Source organism: Sphingomonas larreae (genome assembly GCF_051400595.1).
Lineage (GTDB): Bacteria > Pseudomonadota > Alphaproteobacteria > Sphingomonadales > Sphingomonadaceae > Sphingomonas.
Genome location: NZ_JBLFFI010000004.1, coordinates 133,510 through 152,796, shown reverse-complemented (window position 1 = coordinate 152,796; position 19,287 = coordinate 133,510). Strand labels below are relative to the sequence as shown.

The window sequence follows — 19,287 nt, the reverse complement described above, 5'->3', positions numbered from 1 at the left end:
GCCTCTGCATCCCCTCTGGCTCGCGTAAAGGAACGCCACCTCGAATCGGCCGCGGCGTGGGACCGCATGGCAGAGCGGGGCGATGCGTGCCGGCGATCGCAGGCGCGGAGGGCCGCGATCGGCTCCGAAATGTTGATGCCGGTCGAGTAGAAGCGGGACGGACGCGTCGCTGCTCACAGCCGGAGCGGCACGTGCGTGGATCGAGGCGGACCTGCTCTCCGTGCCGTCGCGGCGGCTCAGCCAAACGGCGGCCGCTTGCGGGCCAGGATCAGCGCGCCCTTTTCCGCCGGTTGCAGCAGATGCAGTTGATGATCCTCAAAGCCCGCTTCCTCGAGAAGCTGACCAAGCTCGGCATAGCCATAGGTTCGCGTGCCCGTCTCCGACAACAAGGTGAGATCGAATGCGGCGGTGAACAGGGGCGGGGTGGTCTCGTGCGGATAGTCGTGGAGGATCAATGCGCCCTCGGGCCTCAAGGCGCGGCTCATGTTGGCGAGATTGGCGCGGTTCTCCGCCGGTGACATATTGTGCGCGACCGAGAGATACAGCGCGAGATCGTAGCCCTCGCCCCAATCGCCGTCGCGAAGGTCCGCCGTTCGCAACGTGATCCGGTCGGCCAGATTCTCGCGCTCGATCCGTGCCTGCGTCTCCGACAATGCCGATCCGAGGTCGACGATCACGGCGTGGAGGTGCGGGAAGGCGTGGCAGAGCGTGATCGCGTGATGGCCATGCGAACCGCCGAGATCCAGCAGGCGGGCGGGTCGGTTCGGAAGATCAACGAGGGAGCGGACGTGCGGTGCGAGATGCTGCGCGAAGGTCGCCATGTAACGGGCGAAGCGAACGCCCAGATCGGGCTCCTCCTCCATCCGGTCCCAGAGCAATCTGCGCGGATGTCCGGCGAGCACCGTTTGGGGCAGATCGCCCATGATCCGCCAGGCATCCGAGGTCCAGGCAAGGCCCGTGCTGTAATCGGCGGCCGCATCGCTGGTGAACCAGCTCGCCGTCGCTGGCGTGTTGGCGATGCGGTCACCGCGACGGACCAGAAAGCCCGCGGCCGCGAGGAAGTTCACCAGCCGTTCCGTGCCGTTCGCACTGGCCGAGAGCGTGCGCGCCAGCGCGGATACCGTGAGATCGCCGTCGACGAGCGCTTCGAAAAGGCCGAGCCGGCCCGCCGTCGCAAGGGCGCTGGCCGTCATCATCGGCAGATAGGCGTGCAACATCGGCAGCGTCGCCGCGTCCTCGGCGGGCTGAGGTCGTAGGTCCACCATCGTCTGATCGCCTTCATTGCGCATGGCTACCGTCCTTTGTCGCAGATGTTGCGGCATTAGACCCCGGGCGACTGACCGGAGGATGTCGCGGCCACGAGCATCGCCTACAGGCGAAACACTGCTGCGATGGCCCACAGGATTACGTCGGGAGCGATCGTCCGATCGCGAGATCTCGCTGCGACGGTAACGCAAGCCGGCTGGACGTGGCGGTGATCCGTGGCAGAGCACATCGGCTCGACGGCATCGCGCGGCCGAAGAAAAGGTCCTGTCGCCGCGGCGACGCCCGTCGGTCGCCGGCCGCGTCGCACTTATGTTTGGATGAAAGCGGATGCTGGAACGAAGCCTTGTCGATGATCGCGGCCGGCGGGAGGCACGGCAATGGCGGATGGTCGTCCTTGCGGCCCTCGGCGGTGCAATTGAATATTACGACTTCGTCGCTTTTGGCATCTTCGCTCCCGCGATCGCGACGTCATTCTTCGGCGAGGACGATGCGAGAGCACTGACGATCAGCTTCGCCATCTTCGCCTTGGGCTATGTCGCGCGGCCGGTCGGAGGGTTGGTGTCGAGTCACTTTGGTGATCGGCACGGGCGCAAGATCGTCTTCATCACCACGATCATGCTGATGGCGGGCGCGACGATGGCGATCGGGCTGATACCGTCCTATGCCCAGATCGGCATCGCCGCGCCGCTGCTCCTGCTGGCGATGCGCCTGGTCCAGGGGTTATGCATCGGCGCGGAGCTGCCCGGGGCCGTCACCTATGTGGTCGAGACGGTGGACCGCCGGCCCGCCCTCGCCTGCGGCGTCGTCTTCGCCCTGGTCAACCTCGGTGTTCTCCTCGCCACCCTGCTCAACGTCGCGCTGACGCTCTCGCTCGCTGCGCCTGACGTAAAGGCCTTCGGCTGGCGCATCGCGTTCATACTGGGCGGGATGCTGGGGTTCGCGAGCCTATGGCTGCGACGTCGCCTGGAAGAGACCCCCGAGTTCGTGCGGGCGCGGGCACAAGTCCCGGCCCGGCCGATAGCCGAAGTGGTGCGGCGACAACCGTGGGAACTCGCCCTCGGCGTGGCGGTCGCCGCGCCGACCGCCATGGTCAACGGCCTGTTCTTCGGGTATCTGCCCGGCTATCTCACGATCGTGCTCCACTATGAGGCGCGCGAGGTCGCGGTGGCCCTCAACCTGGCGCTGATCGTGATCTCCGTCGGATTGATCGCGGCCGCCTGGCTCGCGGATCACATCCCCGCCCGGCGCATGCTGCTCGTTTCGTCGCTCGCGTTGATGCTGGGCGCTCCCCTGCTTTTCACCGCGCTCGTCGCGCATGCCGCGCCGCTGGTGCTGCTTCTGGCGCTGCTGGGATTGTGCGTCGCTCCGGCGAACGGCACCTTCGCCTTCCTGCTCGCCAATCTTTTTCCGTCGCGACGCCGTTTCAGCGGGACGGCACTGTCGCTCAACATCAGCTTCACGGCGCTGAGCGGGCTCGGACCGCTGATGGCGACCGCGGCGATCGCGACATCGGGTACGGCCTCGGCGCCGGGCTGGATCATCGCGGCGGCGGCCTTGCTGGGTGCCGCTGCGGCCATGGCGCTCGCCGCTGCGCGGGATCATCTCCGCTAGAGGGCGATCACTCGGACTGGCCAGGGCGCGGGAGACCGCCCGTCAAAGCGTTGCCGATGTAACCAACCCGAACTGCCGCGACTCCGAACGTGCTGATAAGCGAGCGGAAAGCTTCGCGCGTCGCGACGGGCCGGTCATGGCCGGGCGATCCGAGGCAGCGGCGTGGCTCGAGGGGCAACGGGTGGGGAAGGGTGATGACGGTTCCTGGTGCGACCCTGCTGGCCTCCGCATCGCTGCTCCTGCTGTCGCTGACCGGCGCGAACGCCGCCCGCAGCGCCGGCCGGGTGAGCCGATGTGCCTCTGTCGATCCTGCGAGCACGTTCAGGCAGCGGGTGGCGCCACCGTCAGCGGCGATCCTCGCGACCTATCGCGGATCAGGCGCGAAGAACGTCAGACCGCATCGGCTCACCGCCGCCGAATGGGCGAAGGTGGACGCGGCCTTCGGGGCGCTGCCGTCGGCGCATCGCGACGTTCTGCGTCGCCATTTGCGCCGCGTCAGTTTCGTGGCCGCGTCGACGGGAGGGGGCAATGCGCTCACGAGCCCGGCGGAGCCGGGATGCGGCGGCAAGCTGTTCGACATCACGCTGCGGGCCGGCCTGCTCGACGAGACGCTCACGACCTTCCTGACCACCAAAGAGGCTACCTTGTTCGAACCGGACGGTTCCGGCACGACGGTGCGCATCGAGGCCGGGACGACGAGCGCGGTACGGTATGTCCTGCTGCACGAGGCTACCCACGTCGTGGACGGCGCGCTCGGCCTGTCCGCCGTGCCGACTGCCGCCTTTCGCCAGGGTGTCTGGCGGCCGGGCGAGGAACGTGCCCTTGCGGCCCCCTATGCGAGCAACCCGGTCAATGGCATCGCCTGGCGTGGTGGACCGCGGCGGCCGATCGGCCGAGCGGCCGAACTGTATCGCGGCCTGAGCGAAACGCCGTTCGTATCGGTTTACGCGAGCGCCTCGGCCGGCGAGGATCTCGCCGAGATCGCGGCATGGCGGCAGCTTGGATCGAGCGGCATCCGCCCGGTCGTCGACGTGCGACATGGCGACGGGAGCGTCGCCTTCCGCTATTCCCCGCTAGAGGCCGATAGGGTGCGCGAACGGCTCGCGCGGTTCGACGCGGGAGGCAACTTGACCCCGCCTCGACAATGACCCGCGGCGTGCCGCCTTCGTTCGCTGCTTCCGCCGCCTTGCGTGGGTCGCGCCCGCGAATGCTGCAGTCGCTTGCGCTGATCCTCGCCGCAGCGGCTCTGTCAGCCTGCGCGAGGTTTGCCGACCTCTTCGTCGCGCGGGATCCCCAGCGGCTCGCGACGAGCGCGGAACTCCAACTCGGTGATGACCGGCAGCCGTTGCATCGAATCGGTGGAGCGTGGGTCGCGGCGCGACGGATCAGAGGCGATGCCCATGGCCGTATCGTACTGCATCGCCGCGACGGGTCGGTTATCGACTGTGCGATCGGCTATGTCACGCCGAGCGCCGGCACGCTCTGGCATTTCCGCCTGACGCGGCCCGCCTGCCGGCGAGAATAGCCCTCGTCTCCTCATCGGCGCCGCCGCGTGTTGCGATCGTCATCGACGCGCACCTCGCGGCAACCACGACGTAGGACTGGGGGCCCATCCCAGCGCCATGGACCGCTTGACCGACCCCCTAGTGTCGCCGACGGCGCGAGGCCCGCGCCACCTTTGCCCGACGCCTGCGCGATCGCTGGCGACCGCATCAGCTCGGGCGCGTGGGCCCTCGTTCATGCGATACGCGCTCGGAGGTTTCGTCATCGGGCTGCTCGTGGCGCCGGGCGTGCTCGGCACACCGACTGTCGGCGCGGTGAGCGTCGCCCACGCCGACCTGCCGCAACCGGTCAGCGAGCCGGGCTGATCGGGCGCGGACCCGAGCATGGCTCGTCAGCCGCCGGCATCCGGGCCGGGTCTGGCCAAAAAGGAGTGAACCACATGATCAGCGCCGAGCCGCGCCCGGCGGCGCCCGCCGCCCCGATTGCCGTCGTGCTCGCGCGCACGATCCTCACCTTTCCCTTCTGGTGCAGCGGACTTCATAAGTTGCTGTTCTTCAAGAGCGGTGTCGCCGAGATGACGCACTTCGGTCTCGAGCCCGCGGTGCTCGTCAACCTCGCCACGATCGCGATCCAGCTCACCGGGTCCGCCATGATCATCGCTGATCGCGGGCGGGCGGCGGGAGCGCTGCTGCTCGGCTTCTTCACCCTCCTGACTATTCCGCTGGTCCACCATTTCTGGTCGATCACCGAGGAGCCGTTCCGTACCATCGCGTTTCACACCGCGACCGAACATTTAGGGCTGATCGGCGGCCTGCTCGTCGCCGCGGTGACCGGCGGGTCCACCCGTGCGGGGCGCTGACCCCCTGTGTTCTTGAGAGGCCGCCGTAGCACGCATGACCCGGCCGGCCGGCGCGACTCTGGTTGCACGCAGTCGCTGTCACGCCCGCTTGTCCGGGCTGCCGTGGTGGCGCTGGCGGTCACGGTATTCGGAGCCACGCTTGGGCCGCTGCCCACGCCGCTCGAGCGATCCTTGAGTGACGCGTTCGTGGACGCGGCTGGGCCGGCGTCGCTCGGTATGATCCCGTCGCTGGTGACGCGATGGGGTGAGATGTCGATCCTGCTCCCGGTGGTCGCGATCACGGCTGCCGCCTTATTCTGTCGCGGCGATCGCGCGACCGGCATGCGCTATCTCCTCATGGTGGTGAGCGGTTACGGGGCGATGCGGCTGGTGAAGCAGCTGGTCTGGCGTGAGCGTCCGTCGATCGTGGACGGTTTCGAGGTCGTCGCAGGATCGGGCTTTCCCAGCGGCCATGCGACGATGAGCGCGCTGGTGTTGCTCGCGTCGGCGATGACCGTGCCGCGCCTGCGGCGGACGCTTACCGGGCTCGCGCTGATGCTCACGATCGCCGTGGGGCTCAGCCGGCTCTCGCTTGCGGCGCACTGGCCCGGCGACGTTGTCGCGGGCTGGCTTCTCGGCGGTGGGTGGGTGTTGGCCTGGCGTTGGTCCGGCGTGTGCGGCGGTGCGCCGGCACAGCGCTAGTGCAGCGCGCCGGCCGCGACATGGTGCCGGCATCAGCGGGTCGCAGCAAACGACATATGGCATGATCTGGGGGCGCTCGGCCGTGATGCCGGCACCGCGCCGTCGCAACGCCATCGTCGCACGACTAGTCTCACTTGTTACAAAGTCAGTTTGTTGCAGCGACGTGCAGTAACAACAGGGAAGCCGATGGCGTACAGTCGCCGGCGTTGCCCGATGCTGCGGGACATCGCCACTCGGTTCGTCGCTCATTTGCTGTCGATGGTCTTCGATCTCGGCCAACATGTTACGACTGTGACACGCGATGTTCATCGAAGCATTGCGTGACGATACAGCGCCGCGGCAATGCTTTGGCGTATGATTGAGGTGACTCCCGGTGACATATATGGAATCCAGCGACTTCGCGGCGCAAGCGAGGGCCGCGCGGATCCTCGTCGTCGATGATGATGCAGCGATGCAGCGCATGATCGTCAGCTACCTGGGTGATCATCAGCTGCGCGCCTCGGCGGTGAGCGGGCGCAAGGGCCTGATGCATGCGTTGATGGCGCGCGAGCCCGATCTCGTGATCCTGGATCTGCATCTCGGTGACGATGACGGACTGGAGATCCTGCGCGAGCTGCGCGCGCGCAGCGTCGTGCCCGTGATCCTGATCACCGGCAATCGTCGCGACGAGATCGATCGGGTGCTCGGGCTCGAGCTCGGGGCTGACGATTACCTGACGAAGCCGTTCGGCCTGCGTGAATTGCTCGCACGTGTCCGGGCGACGCTGCGCCGCCGGTCGATGGATCGGCTGAGCCCGGCCAGGCAGCGCGAGCAGGTCTATCGCTTCGCCGGCTGGTCGTTCGACCAGCGGCAGCGGAAGCTGACCTCGCCGACGGGGGACAGCGTCTCGTTGACCAAGGGCGAATTCGCCTTGCTCAGCGCCTTCGTCCAAGCTCCCCGGCGCACGCTGACGCGCGAACATCTGCTGCAGGCCACGCGAGTCCATGAAGACGTCTTCGACCGTAGCATTGACGTCCAGATCCTGCGGCTCCGGCGCAAGCTCGAGGACACGCCGAGTGCCCCGCGGTTCATCTGCACGGAGCGCGGCGTCGGCTATCGCTTCGACGCGGAGGTGGAGATCGCGTGAGGTCCGACCGTGCCGTGCTGGCGGCGGCAGCGGGCCTCGTCAGCGTCGCCGTCGTCACGGCCCGGGCGGCGCGCCTGCCGCTGCCGCAATCCCCGATACTGGCGCTCCCGCCTGCGGCGCCGCCGCAGGCCGATATGGCGCGACGGATCGCGCTCGGACGAACGCTGTTCCACGATCGACGATTGTCCCGCTCGCGGCGGGTGAGCTGCGCCTCGTGCCATGATCTGACGACCAACGGCGCAAGCCGTGGTCCGCCGGTGCGCGAACCGGGAGTCGCAGCGATGTCGTTCGACACGCCGACCGTCTTCAACAGCGTCCTCGCGTTCCGCTATGGCTGGGAGGGGCGCGTGCGTGGGCTTTCCGATTTCACGCGACACACCATGCGCGTTTCGATGCGTACCGGGCCGGCGACCTGGCGACGGCTTGCCGCTGACCCGAGGCTGCGCAAGCGTGTCCGGGCGGCTTATGGCAGCGACCCGAACGAAGCCGTCGTCGTTGATGCGCTCAGCACCTTCGTTCGGACGCTGGTCACGCCGGATGCGCCGTTCGACCGGTGGCTGGCCGGCGAACGCGATGCGCTCACCTCCCGTCAGGTCCGCGGCTATCTTCGCTTCACCAGCCTGGGCTGCGCGAGCTGTCATCAGGGCGCTGCGGTCGGCGCCAATATCTTTCAACGGCGTGGCATCTTCCATCCGCTCGGGGATGGCGGACCGCGCTACCTCCGCGTGCCGAGCCTGCGGAACGTGGCGGTGACCGGGCCTTATTTCCACGATGGTCGCGCGGCGAAGCTGCCCGACGCGATCCGTCAGATGGCGCGCGCCCAGCTCAATCTCACAATCAGCAACCGCGACGTGAACGATATCTCTGCCTTCCTCGAGTCGCTCACGGGGTCCTATCAGGGCCAGCGGCTCCGTCGCCCGGACCGACCACCGCGATGACGGTGCGGCACCTTCTGAGCGGGGCGACGCTCGTGCTGGCGCTCGCGGCGACAGGGCTGCTGATGATGGCGATCCGGCTGTCGACCGAGCGGCGTGACTGGCTCCGGCGCGCGAGCGATCAGGTGACGACCTATCGGTTGGCGCAGCAGTCGCTCCAGCTGGATCTGCTCAATGCCCGCGCCGGTCTGCTCCGAAACTATGATCCCGTGAATGCCGCCACCACGGCGATGCGCGACAGCCTCTTCGCGCTCGAGCGCCTGCCCATATCGCCGGGAGTGCGCCACGTCCTGCACCAACTTGAGGAGCGATGCGCGGCGCAGGAGATATTGGTGGAAGGGTTCAAGAGCGCGAACGCGCTGCTGCAGAACTCGCTCACCCGCTTCGCCGCCAATGAAGGAGCCGAGTCGGAGGCGCGGCGGGTGCTGTCGGCACAGGTCCTGCGGCTGACCCTGGACACCAGCCCGCGCACGGTACTCGCAGCGCAGAACGCGGTCGATCAGCTGCCCGAGGCACGCGGCGACACGCCGGACGGACAGATGATCGCGCACGCCCGCCTGCTGGTTGCTGTGCTGCCGCAGATCGACGCCATGCTGCACCGATTGCGGCTCCTGAATGCCGCTGCGCGGACCGACGCCTTGGATGCCGCCCTGCGCGAGGACGCGCTCCGCCAGTCGCGGCTGGTCCGACGCGTGAACCTGGCGACGGCGATCGCGATGGTCCTTCTCGCTGGCGCGAGTCTCACCTTGATCCTCTTGCATCGGCTGCGCACGCGGGAGTTGCATGCGCAGGCCGCCAACGAGCGCCTGAGTGCCGCCATCGCGATCCCGCTCATCGATAGCGGACACACCAGCTTCCGCTCGCGCGTGCAGGACGCACTTCATCGACTTGCCTCGCACATCGAAGCGCGGCGTATCCAGCTCCTCGTCCCCGGCCTGACCGAGCAGACGTGTCTTTCCTGGCCCGACGAGGCGGAGGCGCGGTGGCTGCCGGAGGTCATCTGCGCGGCGGACAAGGACCAGGCCTGGGTCGGCGATCGACTGGTGATGTCGCGCGCGTCACGCGGCAGCCACCCCACGCTCGATGCGTCGCTGCGCCGTCTGCGGATCGACGCTCTGGTGCTGTTGCGCACGGCGTCGACCACACAGGTGGTCATCGGCATCGAGCCGCGCGATCACGCCTCGGCGCAGCGCCGCGATCATCTCGCGGGGATCGCCTCGGCCACCATCGCGATCGCGCACGGTGCGCGGCGCGAGGTCCTGCGAGCCGAGCGCGAGCGCCTCGAGCAGACGCTGGCACGAGCTCGACGAATGGAGACGATCGGCGCCATGGCCAGCGGGGTGGCGCACAATTTCAACAATATCATGGGTGCGATCAGCGGCTTCGCGGAGATGGCGCAGGAGCGGATCGGCAGCGCCCATGCCGCCCGCCATCCGCTCCGCGAGATCGGCGAGGCGGTGGCGAGAGCGCAGCATCTGGTCGGCGACATCCTGACCTTCGCCAAGCAGGGGCGATCGAGCAAGGCGAAGGTGGAGCTCGATCGCGTCGTGCGCGACTGCGGGCGGTTGTTCCTCGCTGCTACCCGCGATCCCGGTGCAATCCACATCGTGGCACGATCGTCCTGCTCGGTGCTCGGGGCGGAAGCAGACCTGCAGCAGGTGTTCCTGAACATCTGCAACAACGCTCGGCAAGCGGGCGGGGAGCGGCCGATTGCGGTGGTGACAGGCCGTCATGGTATCGCCGAGACCCGCGCGTTCAGCCACGGCGCGCTCGACCCCGGCTGCTATGCGACGGTGACGATCGACGACGATGGACCCGGCGTAGCTTCATCTGCCTGCCCCCGCTTGTTCGAGCCGTTTTTCACCAGCAAGCCGGGCGGGACCGGCCTGGGCCTCTCCACCGCCTGGGAGATTGTCCAGGATCACGGCGGCACCATTGACGTGGGCAGCGGGGAAAGCGGCGGCGCGCGCTTCACGGTGTGGCTTCCGATCGCCGCGGACGGCTCATCGGCCCCGGTCGGCGATGGCACCGGCGTGCTGCTGCTCGGAGAGGAAAGCGAACTCGCCGCCAACGAGGATTTGATCGCGGGCCTCGGTTATGAACCCAGCGGTTTCGCGTTGAGCACCAGCGTGACGGCTCTCGCCGCGGCGCTGTCACAGAGTGAGGCGGTCCTGATCGTGAGCCGGCACGCGGCTCCCGCCGCCACCGTCGTGCAGGCGCTCACGCCGCTGCTCGACGGGCGGACGCTTTTGTTGTCAGTGAAGGATCTGCCGCGGGATAACGCCAGCCTGTCGGCGATCCTGCTGCGCTATCCTCTCGATGAAAACGAACTCGCCGGGGCCCTGGCACGACTTCCGCGCATCGGGTGAGCACCGGGCTCAGCTCCAGGCGGATCGGCCGGCGCACAGATAAGCTCAGGTTGAGGGGCGCGCTACCAAGGTAATATACTCGCCTCGCGTCGAAACGGGCGAGCATCTCCGGCGCGATACAGGCCATCTCGGAAAGAGGAGGCTTGTATCCGCACGAAGAGTGAAAGTGGCGAACTGGTGCCGCGTGATCGCCTCGGGCGGCGAATCGTCGAGTCCCTTGTCGACGGTCTGGTGCTTGCTGCGGTCGCTTATTATCCCACCGCCATGGGAGTGGAACATTGTGCGCAGGTCGCCGCCAGATCGACGCGACGCGCTTCCTGATTTGCGCCCGCCTGCGCAGCGGCGCCAGCTCGCGCCAGTAGCGGAGATGGTTCTCGCCTTCACGCCGGACCGTGCCAACGTGCGTCGCCACGAACGGGCGATCCCGGGCCGGTCGACCTGCGCCCGAGCGGCGCCTATCGTTGCACCGCCACGACAACGGCCTGGCCCGATGTCAGGCTGGGGTCGGCCGTCGCGATTAATCGATCGTGTGCTGCGATCCCTGTCACGTACGCCACGCGGGTGTCGGCTCTGCGCACGCTGACAGGGTTGCGGCGCACGACAGGGGTGCCGGCGTGCGCATCGATCACCCAGACGCTCGTGTTGCCATCGGTCGTTTCCAGAGCGGACGCGGGGATCCTCAGCACGTCGCCGGACGCGCTTTCCGGATAAACAGCTTCGATCAAGGTCGGGTTGGGATAGGAGATGGCGGTAGCGGCCGCCGACCGCCAGAACGAATAGGCGAAGAGGCTGGTCGCGAGTAAGAACAACAGCATTGCGGCCGCGCCGAGCCGGTTCAGTGGGGCAGATCGCGTGCTCTGACCCCTTGGTTTGGATTGCTGAGGCAAGGTTTGGCACAAAGGTATCATCGACCATTCCCTTTGCTGGTCTCAGGTAACGTCATCCGCAGCGCATGGCGCAGCAGCATCAGGCCGATCGACGGCCCGAGCGGACGCGGGTGCGTGTAGTTGTCGTGACACCCACCCGCGTGCGGCGATCGATCAGGCGTCGCGGGCGAGATGATTGTTCGGGGTGCGATCACCGGCGAGCCAGCGCGCCAAGCCGCGGTGAGCGTCTTCCTTCGCGTCGCCACCGTGATGATCGGGGTCGACGCACAATTCGATCATCTGGCCGTCAGGGTCTTCGACGTACAGCGATTTGGCATAGCCGTGATGGAATTCCATCGCCGGGATGCCGGCTGCGGCCAGACGCCCGTGGAGAGCGGCTTGCTGCTCCGGCTGGATCTTCAGCGCGAGGTGGACGAACAGGCCCTGCCGCTTGGCGGCATGTTGCGCCTGCAACGTCGGATCGGCGAAGTTGAAGAACGACAGCGAGCTACCGTCGGCCAGGCCGTAGGACGCGAGCGCGAACTCGTGCTCGACCCCGCCGAGCGTCTCGCGCTCGATCCAGAAGTCGGTGAGGGGAATGCCAAGCACTTCCTCGTAGAAATGACGCGTCCGCTCATGATCGGCAGAGACATAGGCGGCGTGATGAAGACGGGCCGGCAGCAGGGCGGCGCTCGCGGCAGGGATGGGGTGGCTCACGATAGTTCCTTTTGGCTCGGGGAAAGGTCGCAGAAGGTCGATCGGTCGCGCTACGATCGCGCTACCGTTTGTTGTTGTGCTATGACCATTGTTGGTGACGCGCCGTCACCTCGACCGATGTCGCTGGTCCGTGCGGTCGTTTGCGGCGGTGGCTTGTCAGCCGGAGCGGGTCGGGGACATCGCCCGCTCCGCGACGACCGCTCGGGATTCAGCGCGAAGGGCGCTTGTGGGCAGCGTGCTTGGCCGCCCGATCGATGACGTCGGCGACGACGGTCGGCTGCGTCATGAAGACCGCGTGGCTGGCTTTCACCTCGGTGACGTCGGCACCGATGCGGGTTGCCATGGCGTGCAGCATGCGCTGATCAAACGCCTTGTCGTCGGTCGCGATCACGGCCCAGCTCGGGCGCGTCCGCCATGCCGCGTTCTGGAGCTTCGCGCCGAACGCCGACATTGCGATCGGTACCTGCGAGTCGCGCATGAATGCCGCGTCCGTATCGGTAGCATCGGCGGCGAAACCGGCCTTGAACTTGCTTGGGTCGATCGTGCCGAAACCATCGGGACTGGTCTTGAGCACGAACTCGGGCGGCGTCGTGTAGCCCTTGTACTGATCGGCGGTGGTCTCGCCGGCATCAGGCGAGAGCGCCGATACATAGACGAGCCCGCTGACCTTCGGGTGAACGCCGGCCTCGGTGATGACCGTGCCGCCCCAGCTGTGCCCGACCAGGATCGTAGGACCATCCTGCTGGTCAAGCGCGCGCTTCGTGGCTGCAACATCGTCGGCGAGCGATGTGAGCGGGTTCTGGACGACGGTCACACGATAGCCGCGGCGTGTGAGGTTGGAGTAAACTCCGCGCCAGCCCGAGCCGTCGGCGAAGGCGCCGTGCACCAGCACCACGTTCCTGGCCGGTGCGGTCTGCGCTGCCCGCTGTGCGACGGCGGGAGCAGAGGCGCCGGTCGCAATGACGGTCAGAGCGGCCGCCGCGGCAATGAGATAACGCTTCGAATACAGCATCGTTCTTTCCTTTCCTTACAATAAAGATGACTAGAAGATCACGCCCGGCTAACGTGAACGGGATGATGTTGACGGGCAAGATGCGAGAGCGGGCAGACTTCGTCCGCTTCCGTGACCAGCGCGTCGGCGAGATCCTCCCCAAGGCCGGGAAGATCCACCGCCAGAGCGACGCGCAGGCCGAAGCCGAAATTATCGTCGCGCAGTCCGATCCCGACTGTCGCTGCGACGCTGCTGTTTCCGGGCAACATGATCTTGCGTCGTTTGGCCACGGTGCGCAGCGCGCGCATGAAGCAACTGGCATAGCCCGAGGCGAGCAGTTGTTCGGGGTTGACGCCGCCACCGCTGCCGCCGAGCGCACGCGGCGGCGTGATGGTCAGCGTGAGCTCGGCATCGCCGAAGCATATCACGTCGCCATCGCCGCCAGACATTCGGGCCTGGGTCTCGTACAGGATGTTCATGCGAACCTCCAAAGCGCGATAACCATTATCGCGATAAGAGCTATGGGGGATTCGTTCGCCCTTGTCCAGATATTTTTTATCGCGATATATGAGACCTGACATGATCGCGGAGGTAGCGGATGAGCGGGGAGCGGCCAGCGGGGCCTGTCGAGCTGGAGCACCAGCTCTGCTTTGGGGTCTATTCGGCCGGCATGGCGATCCAGCGGCTGTACAAGCCGCTGCTGGACCGGCTCGGGGTGACCTATCCGCAGTATCTCGTCCTCAACGTCCTCTGGCGTGACGACCATCTCACCGTCGGCGCCATTGCGGAGCGGCTGTCGCTGGAGCCGAGCACGCTCACGCCTTTGCTCAAGCGCCTTGAAACGGCGGGGCTGGTGCAGCGCGCCCGCAATCCCGACAACGAGCGACAGGTGATCATTACCCTGACCGAGGAGGCGGGCAGATTGCGCTCGGAAGCGCGCTGCCTGAACGACGCTTTGCTCGAGGCCTCGCGGGAGACGCCGCACGAACTGGCGGCGTTGAACGAGCAGATCACTCGACTGCGCGACGCCTTGTACGAGCATGTCGCGCCCTGACGGGCGCGTGGCGAGAATGTGCCTCAGAAAAGGGGTTCCACATCCGCATCGAGCCGGTAGCCGAAGCCGCGTTCGGTTCGGATGAGGCCCGCACCGCCCGAGCTGCCGGCCAGCTTCTTGCGCAGGCGCAAGATCTGGACGTCGATACTGCGATCGAAGATGTCGTCATGCGCACGGGTCGCGCGCATGAGGTGAACGCGCGACAGCGAGCGACGCGGTGCCGCCAGCAGCGCCACCAGCAGGCCGTACTCGCCCTTGGTCAGGTCGACCGTGGTTCCGTCCGGCGAGACGAGAATGCGGTCGGCGTGCCGCATCTCCCAGCCGGCGAAGCGATAGCCGCCGCGGAGCGGCGCATTGTTGATCCGGCCCAGCTCCTGGCGGCGCAGCACGGCGCGCGCCCGGGCCGCCAGCTCGGTCAGGTTCAGCGCTCCGGTGATGAAGTCGTCGGCGCCGAGCTCGAGCCCCACCACCGCTGACACGACATCGTCCTCGGCGTCGTCATACATGATCACCGGGACGTGCGATCGACTCCTGATCTCGCGCAGCACGTCCAGCGCGTCGCGGCTGCGCAGGCGGGCGCTGAGCGCGATCAGACTGAGCTGACTGTTATGCAGCTGGTGCGCGACATCGCGCGCGCCCGCGCCCACCGACGTCCAGCGACAGTCGCGCAGGTAGGAGACGATCCGCTCGCGCCCGCGGTCATCCTCGTCGACGACGAGGATGCGACCGAGGCTGGCAGGGCGGGCGACCGGTTCTACCCGGTCGGTCATGGCGAAGTGATACACGGCATGGTCCTCCACACGCCACCCGCGGCCCAGTTCCGCCGCAGGTGGTGCGCCCGCCAGGCAAGGCGGGCGCCAGGTTGCAGGTGAGAACGTCAGATCCGATGCGTCTCGCGCAGCCGCGCGGCCGCCTGTTCGCCGATGATCGCACACGGTGCCTGTGTGTTACCGGTGGTGACACGCGGCATGACCGAACCGTCCGCGATGCGCAGTCCGTCGATGCCATAGACCCGCAGCGCACCATCCACGACGGATTGCTCGTCACGCCCCATCTTTGCGGTGCAGGTCTGGTGCCAGTAGGTCACCGCCGAGTCGCGGACATAATCCTTCAGCGCGTCGCCGGTCAGCTTGCCCGGCATCGCCTCGCCACGCACGAGCGGACGGAAAGCCGCCGCGTTGCCGAGATCACGGCAGAGCTCGACGCAGGCCAATGCTGCTTCCATGTCGGCCGGATCGGACAGCATGTTGGCATCGATCTGCAACGGCAGCGCGGGGTCGGCGCCGCGCAGGCGCAACCGACCGCGGCTGCGCGGCTGCGCCAGCCCGGCGAACATGGTCCAGCCATGTTCGGGGACCCCGCGCGTCGCCGTACGCTCGCTCGGTACGGGGAACTCGACCTGGCAGAACAGCAGGTCGGGGGCTGTCAGCTCGGGCCGGCTCTTCCAGTAGAGCGTGGCCTCGCTGCCGCTGTTGCGCGGCGCGATCGGCTCGGCATATTCCCAGATGCAACCGAACGAGACGTGATCTTGGAGGTGGCCGCCGACGCCGGGGAGATGCTGTCGCACCGGGATGCCGACGCGGCGCAGCTCCGCTTCGTCGCCGATGCCCGAGTGCATGAGCACCTTGGGCGTCTGCATCGCGCCCATCGAGAGCACCACTTCCTGGGAGGCGCGGATGGTGAAGCGCTGACCGCCGCGCATCACCGCGACGCCGGTCGCGCGCTTGCCGTCGAACGTCAGCCGCTCGACGGCCGTCTCGGTCAGCACCGTCAGATTGGGACGATCCAGGACCGGGTGAACATACGCCCGGTACAGCGAGTGACGCCGACCGTCGCGCACCAGCATGTCGGTGATCGCAGCACCCCCGTCGCCTTCCATCATCCGCCCGTTGGGGCTGTCGAAGGTCGGGATGCCGACTTCCCTCGCGGCGTCGAGCAGCGCGTGAGCCACCGGGCTGGGATCGCGCGCGGGCTGAACCCAGACCGGTCCGCCGCTACCACGACGATCGGGATCCGGAGCGCCCTGCCAGTTCTCGATGCGTCGGTAGATGTCGAGCACATGATCATAGTTCCAGCGGTCGTCACCCGCTTCGGCGGCGAAATGGTCCCAGTCCGCGCGGTGGCCACGTGCCCACACCATGACGTTGACGCTCGTGCCGCCACCGAGACCCTTGCCCATCGCCATCGACAGCGCGCGGCCGTTCAGGTGCGGGTTCGGTTCGGCGACGAAGCCCCAGTCTCGCTCGGTGCCCAGATTGGTCGGCCATAGCGCCGGATCGAGCACCGCCTCGCTCTCGTCGCTGCCGCCGGCCTCGATCAACAGCACCTGTACGGCCTCGTTTTCCGCCAGGCGGCGCGCAACGACTGAGCCGGCGGCCCCGGCGCCGCACACGATGAAGTCATAGGCAGGTTTCAACTCGGCGGTCAGTCGCGCCTGGTTCTCAGTGGCGCGGCGGCGTAGCGCCAGCGCCTCGTCGTGATGGTCAGTCATCGTCAAACTTCCTCGTAAGCTGACGCGAGCGGCGCGAGGGCATGCGGGTCCGTTCGCCGCAGCACGAGGCGCGCGCGACCGGACACGTATTTCTCTGACTTTGCTCACGTCACCGGCTCGCACGGCGGGAACGGCCCGCCGTCCAGTATCCCGAGGGTATGCGAATCATCTCGCCGCCTTCGGTAGAGCGCAGGTATCAGTTCTATCAATTCCAGCAAAACTATTATTTCATGATGCAGATTAGTCCTGCGTGCGCGAGCGTCCGTTTTCGCTCTCCTGCGCCGTCGCTGAACGGCGCAGCACGCGCGCCGCGGCAAGGGAGGCGATGCCGGCGACCAGGCCCCAGAGGGCAGGACCTAGCCCCAGGATCAACACACCCGAAGCCGTGACCAGGAACGTGAGCAGCGCGGCGTCGCGGTCACGCGGTTCGGTGAAAAGCGTGGCCAGCGCGGCGCTGAGTGGCGGGATCAGCGCCACTCCCGTCAGCGCGGCAATCAATCCGCCTGGCAGCGCCAACAGCTGGCGGACGAGCAGCGGCGAGAAGGCGGCAAGAAGGACATAGCAGCCGGCGTAGATTACTCCCGTCATCCATCGGCGATCCGCCTCCGGGTCGGCATCCTCGCTCGTGCAGATGGCGGCGGTGATCGCGGCCAGGTTGACCGCATGTCCACCGAAGAAGGCCACGACGAGGCTGGCCAGCCCGGTGCCGAGCAGCAGCGGGCCGGGCGGTTCCTGGTATCCTGACCCTTGAAGGACTGCGAGGCCGGGCAGGTTTTGCGACACGAGGGTGACGAAGAACAGCGGCAAGCCGACGCTCACGATGGCAACCGCGTCGAACGTGGGCGCGACGGGAATGAGGCTGCCGAGCGTGGCGCCCGGCGCGGGTTGGCCGATCTGGTTGCGCGCGAGCGCAAGCGCGATGCCGGCGCCGAGCGCCGCGAGCAACGCATAGGTTGGTCGGCGCTGCCGTGTCAGAACAAACACCGCCACGATCGTGACGACGAGCAGCGGATCTACGCTTCCGAGACGAAAGAGCTGGAGGCAGAAGGGCATGAGCACGCCTGCCAGCATCGCCGCGGCCAGCCCCGCCGGCAGCGCCGCGGCGAGGCGGGTGAGCGCGGGGACGGCGCTCATCGCGATCGCAGCGAGCGCCGCGACGAGGAAAATGCCGATCGACATGCTCCATGTCAGCCCCGGGGTCGCCGCGAGCAGGGCGGCGCCGGGCGTCGACCAGGCAAGGATCACCGGCACCCGCCGCCAGATCGACAGGGCCGCACTGCCCGCCGCGATGCCGAGGCACAGGGCCGTCACCGCGCTGCCGATCTGCGATGGGGTCGCGCCAAGGGTCTGCATCGCCTGCACGACCAGCGCGACGGTGCCGCCGAAGCCGATGATCGCCGCGACGACGGCAGCGATAAAGGCGGAGAGGGGTGGCAGCGGGATCATGGGTGCGTCGGTCTCCTCGCCGGCTCCCCGCCGGGGGATCGTTATGCCTGCGTCATTACGATCCGAGAAGCGCAGCTAGCGCTTGCTGTGCCCGGCGCTGCGCAGCTTACGATCGAGCGCCCGCAGCCGCACCTCGTCTGAGGCGACCGCGGCGAGCGCCTGTATCGTCTTTTCCTCGCGCTCACCGATGATCCGCGGTTTGCGATCGATGACGCACAACGACCCGACCACGAAGCCATCGTCGTCCAGCACCGGCGCGCCCGCGTAGAACCGGAAGCCGGGCTCGCCGCGGACCGCCGGATTGTCCGCGAACCGCGGGTCGGCGGAAAGGTCGGGGACGGTGAACACGTCACGTTGCATGATCGTGTGATTGCAGAAGGCCCAGCTCCGTGGCGTGTCGACCATGTCGAGCCCGACCCTGGATTTGAACCATTGCCGCGTCGGCGTGAGCAGCGTGAGGAGCGCGATCGGCGCGTCGAAGCTCTGCGCTGCCAACCACGTCAGCCGATCGAACCCGTCTTCGGCGTTGGAATTGAGCAAGCCCGAACGCTCGACCGCCATCAGGCGGCGCCTCTCGTCGCGCGACACGGGGAAGGCTACGCCCCAATCGGCCGTGCCCGCATCGTCTCCGGCGAAGGCCTCGCCGCGAAGGTGCTGTAGCGCCTGCGCCGGCGTCTCTGCCGCCCCGATCCGGGGCGTCAGGTCGGCGGGAAGCGGCTCCGGCGACGCCACCGCGATGATCCGGCTCGCCGCGATCGTCGTATTCGCAGCCAGGCTTCGCAGCAGTGGCGCGCTGTTGAGCCCCGACGCGCAGTCGACCAGCACGGCATGCGGCTGGGTCGAGCCGATCGTCACCAGCGCGGCGAGGACATCGTCGAAGTAATCGATCGTGAAATCAGTCGCCTGGGTCGCCGCCTCGCGGAAAGCGGGGAGTCGGTCGCTCGCGGCGATCACCACCAGGATCGCCGATGCCGCCGTGTCGCGCACCGGCTCTTTCGACTTGATCAGCGACAGCACGTCCGCGTGATAGACACGGCGATGACCGCCCGGCGTCTTCCAGGACGGAATCGTTCCCGCTTCGATCAGCAGCTGCGCGGTGCGGACCGATACGCCGAGCATCTTCGCGGCATCGGCAGTGGTCAAAATGTCCTTCGCCAAGCCTCTGACTCCTCGTCGGCCGCCTCCGCGCCTTGCCCCTGTAACAATCGTCACTGACGAAGCGACGCCACACTCGCATATATTGATAGAACCGGCATTTTGAAGTGAGGGGCCGTCCGGGCCACCTGCTCCGACCAGGACGGCTGCGCATGTAACGCGATGGTGTCGCGCTGGTGTAGACAAAGTTCTACGCGATCATCACATTGTATAGTGC

Annotated in this window: 19 protein-coding genes; 10 read left to right on the top strand and 9 right to left on the bottom strand. The window is 67.4% G+C overall.

The features are described 5' to 3' along the window. Positions 1 to 236 precede the first annotated feature (236 nt). Positions 237 to 1,400 (bottom strand): class I SAM-dependent methyltransferase, encoded by a 1,164-nt coding sequence (locus ACMGDM_RS15285; RefSeq protein ID WP_436804978.1) that lies wholly within the window; start codon positions 1,398 to 1,400, stop codon positions 237 to 239. 193 nt (positions 1,401 to 1,593) lie between these two features. Here ACMGDM_RS15285 and ACMGDM_RS15280 point away from each other — a divergent pair, with 193 nt between their 5' ends. From ACMGDM_RS15280 to ACMGDM_RS15240, 9 genes are all read left to right on the top strand, one after another. Continuing rightward, positions 1,594 to 2,877 carry an MFS transporter gene (locus ACMGDM_RS15280; protein WP_436804977.1) on the top strand — a complete coding sequence of 428 codons (1,284 nt, stop codon included), beginning with the start codon at positions 1,594 to 1,596 and terminating at the stop codon, positions 2,875 to 2,877. 194 nt (positions 2,878 to 3,071) lie between these two features. Further along, complete coding sequence (locus tag ACMGDM_RS15275) at positions 3,072 to 4,025, top strand: hypothetical protein (RefSeq protein ID WP_436804976.1); 954 nt, start codon at positions 3,072 to 3,074, stop codon at positions 4,023 to 4,025. Between the two features lie 59 nt (positions 4,026 to 4,084). Next, complete coding sequence (locus ACMGDM_RS15270; RefSeq protein WP_436804975.1) at positions 4,085 to 4,402, top strand: hypothetical protein; 318 nt, start codon at positions 4,085 to 4,087, stop codon at positions 4,400 to 4,402. A gap of 214 nt (positions 4,403 to 4,616) precedes the next feature. Further along, positions 4,617 to 4,745: a hypothetical protein gene (locus tag ACMGDM_RS15265; protein ID WP_436804974.1), complete on the top strand. Its 129-nt coding sequence runs from the start codon at positions 4,617 to 4,619 to the stop codon at positions 4,743 to 4,745. Positions 4,746 to 4,819: 74 nt separating this feature from the next. Beyond that, a complete protein-coding gene (locus ACMGDM_RS15260) occupies positions 4,820 to 5,239 on the top strand; it encodes a DoxX family protein (RefSeq protein ID WP_436804973.1) in 420 nt (139 codons plus the stop codon). 171 nt (positions 5,240 to 5,410) lie between these two features. Beyond that, the gene (locus ACMGDM_RS15255) at positions 5,411 to 5,920 is read left to right on the top strand and encodes a phosphatase PAP2 family protein (protein ID WP_436804972.1); all 510 of its coding nucleotides are present in this window, start codon (positions 5,411 to 5,413) and stop codon (positions 5,918 to 5,920) included. 382 nt (positions 5,921 to 6,302) lie between these two features. Beyond that, a complete protein-coding gene (locus ACMGDM_RS15250; RefSeq protein ID WP_436805167.1) occupies positions 6,303 to 7,046 on the top strand; it encodes a response regulator in 744 nt (247 codons plus the stop codon). Positions 7,047 to 7,060: 14 nt separating this feature from the next. Then, positions 7,061 to 7,984 carry a cytochrome-c peroxidase gene (locus tag ACMGDM_RS15245; protein WP_436804971.1) on the top strand — a complete coding sequence of 308 codons (924 nt, stop codon included), beginning with the start codon at positions 7,061 to 7,063 and terminating at the stop codon, positions 7,982 to 7,984. A 32-nt stretch (positions 7,985 to 8,016) separates the two neighbouring features. After that, a complete protein-coding gene (locus ACMGDM_RS15240) occupies positions 8,017 to 10,350 on the top strand; it encodes a DAHL domain-containing protein (protein WP_436804970.1) in 2,334 nt (777 codons plus the stop codon). A 455-nt stretch (positions 10,351 to 10,805) separates the two neighbouring features. Here the strand turns inward: ACMGDM_RS15240 and ACMGDM_RS15235 are convergent, their stop codons facing one another. The 4 genes from ACMGDM_RS15235 to ACMGDM_RS15220 all read right to left on the bottom strand — a co-directional run bounded on the left by ACMGDM_RS15235 (position 10,806) and on the right by ACMGDM_RS15220 (position 13,403). Further along, positions 10,806 to 11,165: an efflux RND transporter periplasmic adaptor subunit gene (locus ACMGDM_RS15235; protein WP_436804969.1), complete on the bottom strand. Its 360-nt coding sequence runs from the start codon at positions 11,163 to 11,165 to the stop codon at positions 10,806 to 10,808. 225 nt (positions 11,166 to 11,390) lie between these two features. After that, on the bottom strand, positions 11,391 to 11,933 hold the full coding sequence (locus ACMGDM_RS15230) for a VOC family protein (RefSeq protein WP_436804968.1): 543 nt from the start codon (positions 11,931 to 11,933) through the stop codon (positions 11,391 to 11,393). 208 nt (positions 11,934 to 12,141) lie between these two features. Beyond that, complete coding sequence (locus ACMGDM_RS15225; RefSeq protein WP_436804967.1) at positions 12,142 to 12,945, bottom strand: alpha/beta fold hydrolase; 804 nt, start codon at positions 12,943 to 12,945, stop codon at positions 12,142 to 12,144. A 38-nt stretch (positions 12,946 to 12,983) separates the two neighbouring features. After that, the gene (locus ACMGDM_RS15220; protein ID WP_436804966.1) at positions 12,984 to 13,403 is read right to left on the bottom strand and encodes an Ohr family peroxiredoxin; all 420 of its coding nucleotides are present in this window, start codon (positions 13,401 to 13,403) and stop codon (positions 12,984 to 12,986) included. Positions 13,404 to 13,522: 119 nt separating this feature from the next. Here ACMGDM_RS15220 and ACMGDM_RS15215 point away from each other — a divergent pair, with 119 nt between their 5' ends. Beyond that, complete coding sequence (locus tag ACMGDM_RS15215; protein ID WP_436804965.1) at positions 13,523 to 13,978, top strand: MarR family winged helix-turn-helix transcriptional regulator; 456 nt, start codon at positions 13,523 to 13,525, stop codon at positions 13,976 to 13,978. 23 nt (positions 13,979 to 14,001) lie between these two features. Here the strand turns inward: ACMGDM_RS15215 and ACMGDM_RS15210 are convergent, their stop codons facing one another. From ACMGDM_RS15210 to ACMGDM_RS15195, 4 genes are all read right to left on the bottom strand, one after another. Then, positions 14,002 to 14,763, bottom strand: coding sequence for a winged helix-turn-helix domain-containing protein (locus ACMGDM_RS15210; RefSeq protein WP_436804964.1), 762 nt, complete (start codon positions 14,761 to 14,763; stop codon positions 14,002 to 14,004). A gap of 92 nt (positions 14,764 to 14,855) precedes the next feature. After that, positions 14,856 to 16,469: a GMC family oxidoreductase gene (locus ACMGDM_RS15205; RefSeq protein ID WP_436804963.1), complete on the bottom strand. Its 1,614-nt coding sequence runs from the start codon at positions 16,467 to 16,469 to the stop codon at positions 14,856 to 14,858. Between the two features lie 240 nt (positions 16,470 to 16,709). Beyond that, positions 16,710 to 17,915, bottom strand: a complete 1,206-nt coding sequence (locus tag ACMGDM_RS15200; protein WP_436804962.1) for a benzoate/H(+) symporter BenE family transporter — start codon at positions 17,913 to 17,915, stop codon at positions 16,710 to 16,712. Between the two features lie 75 nt (positions 17,916 to 17,990). After that, positions 17,991 to 19,073, bottom strand: coding sequence for a GAF domain-containing protein (locus ACMGDM_RS15195; protein ID WP_436804961.1), 1,083 nt, complete (start codon positions 19,071 to 19,073; stop codon positions 17,991 to 17,993). Between the last annotated feature and the right edge of the window lie 214 nt (positions 19,074 to 19,287).